The organism is Moraxella atlantae NBRC 14588, from assembly GCF_001591265.1.
Taxonomy (GTDB): Bacteria; Pseudomonadota; Gammaproteobacteria; order Pseudomonadales; family Moraxellaceae; genus Faucicola; species Faucicola atlantae.
In genome coordinates this window covers 22,811-31,080 of record NZ_BCUL01000017.1, presented here as the reverse complement: position 1 = coordinate 31,080, position 8,270 = coordinate 22,811, and the positions used below count along the sequence as shown (strand labels likewise).

Sequence of the window (8,270 nt, the reverse complement as noted above, 5' to 3'; positions counted from 1 at the left end):
TCATAATATACCTCTTTAAAGCGTAGGCTACTAAAATTCGGAAAAACTCTGAATTAACTTTACATACATTTGTTAAATAAGTAAATAGTTTTTTGTAAGAATTTTGAAAAATCTTTTATTCTTTCAATACTTTTTAAAAGCTTTTGTCTTTTTGAAACCTTTGCACGAAAAAATGCACAAAAGTTTGTAAAAGTGATATAATACAGTAAAATCAACCAGATAGCAAAAGACACGAATATGGCATGGAAACAAACAGGGCAACTCTCCCTAGCAGACAGTCTCCTTAACGGACACAAAGCCATCGAAGAACTCGATGAACTATAGTCAAAACCGAATTATACCAAGCAACTTTCAACACATTCCTTAAGCGTATCAAAATTGCTTAGCGTTAAACGAACCTTTTGCTTGATGACTGCCCACAACTGCTCAATTGGATTAAGTTCAGGTGAGTAAGGCGGTAAGTACGTCAGTTCAATATTATAAAGTTCCGCAATTTGCTTTAAATCGCCACCATGATGAAATCTAGCATTACCCAACACCAATACACGTTTTGGATAATTACCATTTTCATCTTTTGGCAAAGATTGTGCTAATGTGTGTAGCCAGTTTTCAACTATCACACGGTTACAACCACCTTCAAAGGTAATAGGCGCGATGAGTTTAAACTCATTTAATCGCATGGCTCCCATTAAGTTTAAGCGTTTACCCTTGTTAGCTTCAATTTTGGCATAACAAGGTTTACCAATGGGCGACCAACTGCGGGTGTAGTATTGCCTTTGATAAAATCCTGTTTCATCCATAAACAGTATATTTTCAGCGGTGATACTCAAGGTTAAAAGTAGAAAACCTAACATCAGTTTAAAACCTATTTGCTTTATTGGGTTGGCTTGCTTAAAGAGCGGGGTCTTTTTTTAAAACTCCATTTGATTCGACGTAAGGTTTGTAAAAAGGCGTTATAGGAAATATCGATATCAGGATGGTCTTTTAAGTACTGTTCTCTAAGCTGTTTTGCGGTGTCGAATTGCTGAGCGTTAACGTAGTCCTCAAAGGCGATTAGGTCAGTGATAATGTGTTTTACGCCAACAGGTGCAAAGGGTTTTGGCTTGGTATTCCCTTGTTCTTGATAGAGCTTTATCCAGTTATTAAGGGTGTTGCGGTTGATTTCAAACAGTCTGGCTGTTTGGCTTTTGTTGCCTGTCTTTTGCCAGTGGTTGACGGCTCTGTCTCGTAAGTCTTGGTTGTATATTTTGGGCATGGTGGTATTGGTTTAAAATGCTTATTATATTACAGTTTTAACTATATATTTTAATCAACTTACGCAAAAATTTATGCGTTTTGCGTAAGTCCTAAGAAAATAAAAAGTCAATCACAAGTGATTGTCTTTTTATTTTAGCTAAAATTTAAGTGCATAAAAAATAAAATTGACTTATCATTAGTATTGCTTCCCCATTGACCTCTGCCAAGAACTGGGTAAACGACAACAAGCCGTCTTATCACCTATGAACCTATGAACCTATGAACCTATGAACCGTCCCGAGTTTATCGCAGACAGATTGTCTTGAGTCAAGCAGCATAGCCTAACGGTTTTAATCAACAATAGTACATATTCTCCGCATCAATGGGCGACAAATATCCATTTTTAGAATGCAAGCGTTCATGGTTGTACCGGTGTACCCAATCAAGGGTAGCTCGTGCAACATCATTCACACCTTCCCATTCGTGTTTAAAGTAATCAATCACCTGCGTTTTGTATAGTCCATTGACGCTTTCAGCAAGGGCATTATCATAAGAATCGCCTGTTGTACCAACCGATGCAGCAAGCCCCGATTGTTTTAGCCGTTCGCCGTATTTAATCGATAGATACTGGCTGCCTTTATCGCTATGATGAATCACACCGTTTGGTCTGCCACGAGCATCCAGAGCTTGATTTAGCGCATCAAGCACCAGCTGGGTATCCATGCGGGCTGATACTTTCCAACCGACGATAACCCGTTTAAACACGTCAATGACAAAGGCGGTATAGACCCAGCCTGTTTTGGTTTTGCTGTAAGTAAAGTCAGCGACCCATAGCTTGTTTGGGGCATTTGCGGTAAGGTTGCGTTTGACCAAATCATCGGGCTTGTCTTGGTCATCTCGCTGTTTGGTGGTAATTTTACCTTTGCCCCGCCATACGCTTTGTATGCTCATCTGTTTCATAAGGCGTTCAACGGTACAGCGAGCAAGCTTTGGCAGGTCGGCTTGTTTGAGCTCACGGTTTTCTCGTTCAAGCTCAGCAATACGGGCGGCTTGGCTTTCGGTGGTAACAGTAACGGGGTTTTGCTGAGCTTAGGATTTTTGATGCCATGTGCGTAGGGTTTCGGGGATACAGCCAAATTTGGATGCAATGGCTTGTATGGCTGCCCATAGTGAGGGATAATCTTTTTGTGATTCGATGAGTAATTCAACGGCTCGATTCTTAACTTCTGTGGAGTATTGTTTGGTTTTCATAGGGGTATTGTCTCAGAGTTTTGGGTCTCCGACAACCCCAGTACAGTTCAAGATAACAACTCAATTTAAGTTGGGGTTGTTATGGGTCGCAAAAATGCCCTCACCATAACCGCTAGGTTTGGTAGGGGGAGTATGTCAAATGTTTTTTATTGCTCAAAACCATAATTTTACTTGACCTTGCGCCTAACTCAGCGATAATAATAGACAATTTTTTTTACCCTTGATTTTAGGCGAACAAACATAGGCGTGTTGGGTGGTAGATAAGCAAAATACAGACGATCAACAAACTGACGCGCCGATGACGCATACCACGGTGTTATTGTATGAAACCGTTGCCGCAATGCTTGGGGTTGAGGCGGCGCGCTTGAGCGCAAGTGATGCGCCACCTGTGCAAGCGTGTGGTGTGTTCGTTGATGCTACATTTGGGCGCGGTGGGCACAGTCGGTTATTGCTTACGCATTTGTCTGATGATAGCCGTTTGGTTGTGTTGGATAAAGACCCTGAAGCGATTGCGGTTGCCAATGACTTGGCGGCGCAAGATGCGCGTGTGATCGTGTGTCATACAAGCTTTGCTAGGCTTGCCGAGAGTATAAAGGCAGCAGGGTTTGATCGGATTGATGGTATCATGGCGGATTTGGGCGTGTCCTCACCGCAGCTTGATGATGGGCGGCGTGGGTTTAGCTTTATGCGCGATGGTGCGGTTGATATGCGCATGGATACCACGCGCGGTCAGTCGGTGGGTGAGTGGTTGCAAACGGTGGATGAAACCACCCTTGCTGATGTATTGTATCAGTACGGCGAGGAGCGCTACAGTCGGCGGATTGCCAAAGCCATTAAGCAGATGTCGAATTATGACTCAACGTTGGCATTAGCAGAGACCATCAAGCAAGCACATCCCAATTGGCAAAAAGGCAAACACCCTGCCACACAAAGCTTTCAAGCATTGCGGGTGTTTATCAATAATGAATTGGGCGACATCGAGCAGTTTTTACAGCAAAGCATTGAGGTGTTGGCACCCAATGGGCGGCTGGCGGTGATTAGCTTTCATTCATTAGAAGACCGTTTGATTAAGCAGTTTTTGCAAAAATACAGTAAGGGCTATGACCCACAAGCGGCACAAGACTTGCCTGCCCATATGCCTGTTCCTACTGTACCACGTTATTTTAGTAAGCCTGAGCGGATCGCGCCGTCTGCTGATGAAGTCGACGCCAATCCACGCGCACGCAGTGCTTGGCTGCGCACAGCGACGCGTCTTGCCGATGTCGCACCCCTATCTGCAACACCCTAAGGCAAATTGATGCCCATGTGCTTAGCCATGTGCCGTTTGTCTGTAATTTGATGTAAGAAGATGTCCTCAACCAAAAAATTTCGCCCGCGTTTTTTGAAGCTTGACAAAAATGCCGCTCAAGATACCACCGAAGCGGCGCAAACGCTTGACAAAACGCCGAAAAACGAGCCGATCACGCATCGCCCAGCTAAGGTAAAGGCAGATAACGCTGTCAGCCATCCGCCATCCGTCAATTTGCCCGTACCAATCACCGATTTGCTGAATGCGGATTATCATGGAGTTCGGCTGTATAGTGTGGCGATGTTGGTGCTGGTGGCGGCGATTTTGTGGACGGGACTTAGCGTTGTTGAGCAAATACAGACCTATCAGCAGCGTTACACTGAGCTTAGTGAGTTAAAGCAAGATTTTCGCCAAATGCAGGTCGAGCGTCAGCGTATGCTCATTGAGCAGCAAACCTTTAGCGCGACGCCACAAATTGTTAATCGTGCTGTCACTCAGCTGCATATGTTTTATCCTGAACTCTCCAATCGTTTGATTATTCGTACCACACCACACCAAGCCAACACCCTGCCACCTAGTGCCTTATCCGCACCCGATAGCCAAATTAGCAGCGCAAATTTAGCACAAGGGGCGGCACATGACTGATACAAACAACGATCAAAGCACAAAGCAGCCCAGCAAGTCGCCGCGTTTGGGCAAACGGCGCAAGAGCAGTGCTGAGACATCCACGCACAATCAGCCACAAGTGCAGCCTGCTATCACCAAAACCAAACTGGTCAAGCGTTCTAAAATGACACCCAAACGTGGTGCATCAACCCGTGGCAGTGTTGAGGAAGATAAAGGCCGCTTTTTTGCCGTTTGGGCTATCATGGCACTCGGTTTTGCAGCAGTATTTTTGCGTTTGGCGTATGTGCAGCTGATCAACAAAGATGCGTATCAAGCCCAAGGCAACAAGCTGATCACCACCATCAAAAAACAGCCAACCTATCGCGGCATGATCACCGACCGCAACAACATGCCGTTGGCGATTTCTGCGCCGTTGGTTACGTTGGTGTTTAGTCCGCGTGACTATGCCGCTGAGTATTACGCACTCAAAGCCAAACAACAAGCGTTGCAAAAATCCAAACCAAGCGCGGTGGTGACGCGTGAACTTGCACGTACCGAAAAACGCCTTGCCAGTATGGATCTAAACCGCTTATCAGCACTGACGCATATCGATGTGGCAGCGTTCCAAGATGCGGTGCAGCTTGACCCACACATTGACTTGACCGATAAAGATGCCATCAAAGCCGCATTACCAACAGGGGCAGGCTCATATTACTTTCCGTTGATGAAAAATGTCCGCCCCGAGCTTGCCCAGCCCATCATTGATGCCAAATTTGTTGGGGTGACTGAATCAAAATTTTATCAACGTTTTTACCCACAGGCGCAGCCTAATGCCCAGCTACTCGGGTTTATGGCGCAAACCGATGACCAAGATGGCGGTCATTATCGCGGACAAGCAGGTGTCGAGAAGATTTTTGACGATTTGCTGGCAGGACAAGCAGGCAAGGTGCTAGTCATGCGCGATGCACGCAACCACAGCCTCAATGAGCTTGAGCAAGTCGAGCCTGAAATACCCGGCAAAGATATTCAGCTGACTATTGATTCACGCTTGCAATATTTGTTGTACCAAGAATTGGAAAAAGTGGGACGTTTGCAACAAGCGCGTTGGGCGACAGGTATGATTGTCGATGTCAATTCTGGTGAAGTGTTGGCATTGTCAAACTGGCCGTCCTACAATCCCAATGACCTAAACACCATTAACAACGAAAACCAGCGCAACCATGCCTTGATTGATGTGTTTGAACCAGGTTCGGTAATGAAGCCCGTTACAGTTGCCATTGGCATGAAATCAGGGCAATACAACACGCGCTCGCTGATCAATACCAGCCCTGGTAGCATGAAAGTCGGTAACTACACGATTCGTGACCACGGCAATTTGGGTACAATTAGCCTACAAACCTTGCTGCAAAAATCCAGTAACGTCGGCTCGGCAAAAATCGCGCTGTCGTTGCCGCCCGATGTGTTTAGCGAAGGACAAAAAGAATTTGGCTTTGGGCACAAGACCAACCTAAACTTTCCGAGCGAAGCGGCAGGCCTGGTGCCGACACCTGCCAAAAATGATATCGCTCGCCGCGCCACAGTGGCGTATGGTTACGGTTTACAAACCACACTGGCGCAACTGGCGCAAGCGTACACAATTTTGGGCTCAGGTGGGATTTTGCGCCCCTTAACGCTGATCAAAAGCACCAAAGACAACGCACTTAACAGCAGCAATTTAGACAACGCGCCTGTGCCGTATCCCAAACCCGATAGCACACGTGTGCTAGACACCAATACCGCCAACGCCATTGTTGATATGATGGTTAGCGTCACCGAACCAGGTGGTACGGCGCGCTTGGGTGCAATTGATGGCTACAAGGTGGCAGGCAAAACGGGTACAGCACGGCGTAGCAAGCCTGGTGGTGGCTACTATGACAACCAATATCGTACGTCATTTGTCGGTATCGCGCCTGCGTCAAATCCACGTTTTGTTGCCGCGATTATGGTGGAAGATCCGCAAATGCAAAAATTTGGTGGATTGGTGGCCGCGCCCGTATTTCGCGAAATCATGCGCGAAACCTTGCGCCTATACAACGTACCGTTTGATAAGCCCTTATCAGGCAAAGAAGATCAGCAAGCCTCACTGGATAGCGTCAATGACTTGTGATTGGACAAATAGATAAAAGGGTGGTTGGTTTTTTTGGTCAGCCACCAAACGGTTGAATACCGCAATGACTCATACAAAATCTAACCTCAAAGCTTGATGATTTTAAGCCTTCACCTCGACGCATGATAAAAAATATAACGGATCGCTCACCATGCAAACTTTAAACCAATTATTTACCCAGCTTGATCAGGTCAGCGATGAGCGTGCATTGTCATCACGCAATGCCAGCGCGCGGCAAACGCTGTCACCATTGGCAAAAATTGCCTTTGCTCAGTGGGTTGCCGATAGCCGTCAGATTCAGCCCAATGACGCGTTTGTTTTGCTCAAAAGTCAAACCCCCAACGCGCCACCACCACCCCCTGAGAAAATCAGCCAATACCTTGCTCAAGCTGCCAATCGCCAAGCTGCGTTTGTTGTGTCTGAGGTTGCGCTTGATCAAGCCGTGATTCCTGCAGGCTTACCGGTGTTGTACGCACCCGATGTGCGTGACTATTTGGGCACGTTGGTGCAAGCGCAGTTGCAACATGGCAAACCTGTGCAGCTACCGCATGTGGTTGCGGTGACGGGTACCAATGGCAAAACCACGGTCAGCCAGTTGATTGCGCAGCTCATGCACGCCCACGGGCAGCGCAGCGCGGTGATGGGCACAGCAGGTAATGGGATTTTACCCAACCTTACACCCTCAACGCACACCACGCTTGAAGTGCTTGCCATGCAACAGCAGCTACACGCATTTGCCAGCCAAGGCGTGCGCATATTGGCGATTGAGGCAAGCTCGCACGGTTTGCACCAGCAACGCTTGCAAGCTATGCCGATTGAGGTGGCGATTTTTACCAATTTAAGCCGCGACCATTTAGATTATCACCATGATATGGCGGATTACGCGGCCGCCAAAGCACGACTTTTTGACCGCGATTATTTTACCAGTTTGACCCATGCGGTGATCAATCTTGATGACGCGGCAAGCGCGACTATGCAAACGCAAGCCCGCCAAACGGGTGTCACCGTGTGGACGTATAGCTTGCAAGACCCAACGGCGGATTTGTTCGCCACGGATATCGCACCAAGCCTTGCTGGAGTGGATTTTATTTTGCATACACCGCAGGGCAAGCTTGCGCTGCATAGCCCGTTGTTGGGGCGGTTTAATGTGGCAAATTTGCTGGCGGCGATTGGGGGTGCGCTGGCACTTGGCGTGCAGCTTGATGAATTGCCGCAAGCGGTGGCAAGCCTGGCAGGTGCTAGCGGACGTATGCAGCGCATTGACTCGGCGCAAGGTGGTTTTATTGTGGATTATGCCCATACGCCTGATGCATTGACGCAGGTGTTGGCAAGTTTGCGCGCGCATTGTGTGGGCAAATTGTGGGCGGTGGTTGGCTGCGGCGGTGACCGCGATGCAGGCAAGCGTCCATTGATGACGCAAGCTGCGCTGGATGTTGCCGATGCGGTGATCTTGACCGCCGACAACCCTCGCAGCGAAGACCCGTTGGCGATTTTGGCAGATATGCAAGCAGGGTTAAGCGATGCGCAACGCGCGCGTGTGTATGTCGAGCCTGACCGCCGCGCGGCGATTGCATATGCCGTTACTGCGGCAGGACAAGATGATTTGGTGGTGATCGCAGGTAAGGGGCATGAAACTTACCAAGAAATCAATGGCGTGCGTCATGATTTTGATGACCGCGTGGTGGTGGCGCAGGCGTTAGCTGCGGCAGGAAAAGCTTAAAACTTAATTTTTAGCATCATGTA

The 8,270-nt window shown here is 47.7% G+C and carries 6 protein-coding genes and 1 pseudogene; 4 read left to right on the top strand and 3 right to left on the bottom strand.

Translation table 11 applies throughout. The features are described from left to right. Window positions 1-335 precede the first annotated feature (335 nt). The 3 genes and pseudogenes from MA2_RS08695 to MA2_RS08685 all read right to left on the bottom strand — a co-directional run bounded on the left by MA2_RS08695 (window position 336) and on the right by MA2_RS08685 (window position 2,487). Entirely contained in the window at window positions 336-854 is a 519-nt protein-coding gene (locus MA2_RS08695) for an IS630 family transposase (protein ID WP_067058928.1), read from the bottom strand. Window positions 855-874: 20 nt separating this feature from the next. Further along, window positions 875-1,255: a helix-turn-helix domain-containing protein gene (locus MA2_RS08690; protein ID WP_067058925.1), complete on the bottom strand. Its 381-nt coding sequence runs from the start codon at window positions 1,253-1,255 to the stop codon at window positions 875-877. A 335-nt stretch (window positions 1,256-1,590) separates the two neighbouring features. Continuing rightward, a pseudogene (locus tag MA2_RS08685) lies at window positions 1,591-2,487 on the bottom strand (IS3 family transposase). Window positions 2,488-2,785: 298 nt separating this feature from the next. On the opposite strand from MA2_RS08685, the gene rsmH reads away from it, so the two are divergent. The 4 genes from rsmH (at window position 2,786) to MA2_RS08665 (ending at window position 8,247) form a co-directional block, all read left to right on the top strand. Next, window positions 2,786-3,775: a 16S rRNA (cytosine(1402)-N(4))-methyltransferase RsmH gene (gene rsmH, locus MA2_RS08680; RefSeq protein ID WP_067058937.1), complete on the top strand. Its 990-nt coding sequence runs from the start codon at window positions 2,786-2,788 to the stop codon at window positions 3,773-3,775. Window positions 3,776-3,835: 60 nt separating this feature from the next. Continuing rightward, window positions 3,836-4,420 (top strand): cell division protein FtsL, encoded by a 585-nt coding sequence (gene ftsL, locus MA2_RS08675; protein ID WP_067058921.1) that lies wholly within the window; start codon window positions 3,836-3,838, stop codon window positions 4,418-4,420. Further along, a complete protein-coding gene (locus MA2_RS08670; protein WP_245945337.1) occupies window positions 4,413-6,527 on the top strand; it encodes a peptidoglycan D,D-transpeptidase FtsI family protein in 2,115 nt (704 codons plus the stop codon). Before ftsL ends, MA2_RS08670 begins: the two co-directional genes overlap by 8 nt. 151 nt (window positions 6,528-6,678) lie before the next feature. Next, entirely contained in the window at window positions 6,679-8,247 is a 1,569-nt protein-coding gene (locus MA2_RS08665; RefSeq protein ID WP_079352101.1) for a UDP-N-acetylmuramoyl-L-alanyl-D-glutamate--2,6-diaminopimelate ligase, read from the top strand. Window positions 8,248-8,270: the final 23 nt, after the last annotated feature.

Bases quoted from the DNA above. Each gene is read 5' to 3' on its own strand.
- MA2_RS08695 (WP_067058928.1), bottom strand. From the start codon at position 854: ATGTTAGGTTTTCTACTTTTAACCTTGAGTATCACCGCTGAAAATATA.
- MA2_RS08690 (WP_067058925.1), bottom strand. From the start codon at position 1,255: ATGCCCAAAATATACAACCAAGACTTACGAGACAGAGCCGTCAACCAC.
- rsmH (WP_067058937.1), top strand. From the start codon at position 2,786: ATGACGCATACCACGGTGTTATTGTATGAAACCGTTGCCGCAATGCTT.
- ftsL (WP_067058921.1), top strand. From the start codon at position 3,836: ATGTCCTCAACCAAAAAATTTCGCCCGCGTTTTTTGAAGCTTGACAAA.
- MA2_RS08670 (WP_245945337.1), top strand. From the start codon at position 4,413: ATGACTGATACAAACAACGATCAAAGCACAAAGCAGCCCAGCAAGTCG.
- MA2_RS08665 (WP_079352101.1), top strand. From the start codon at position 6,679: ATGCAAACTTTAAACCAATTATTTACCCAGCTTGATCAGGTCAGCGAT.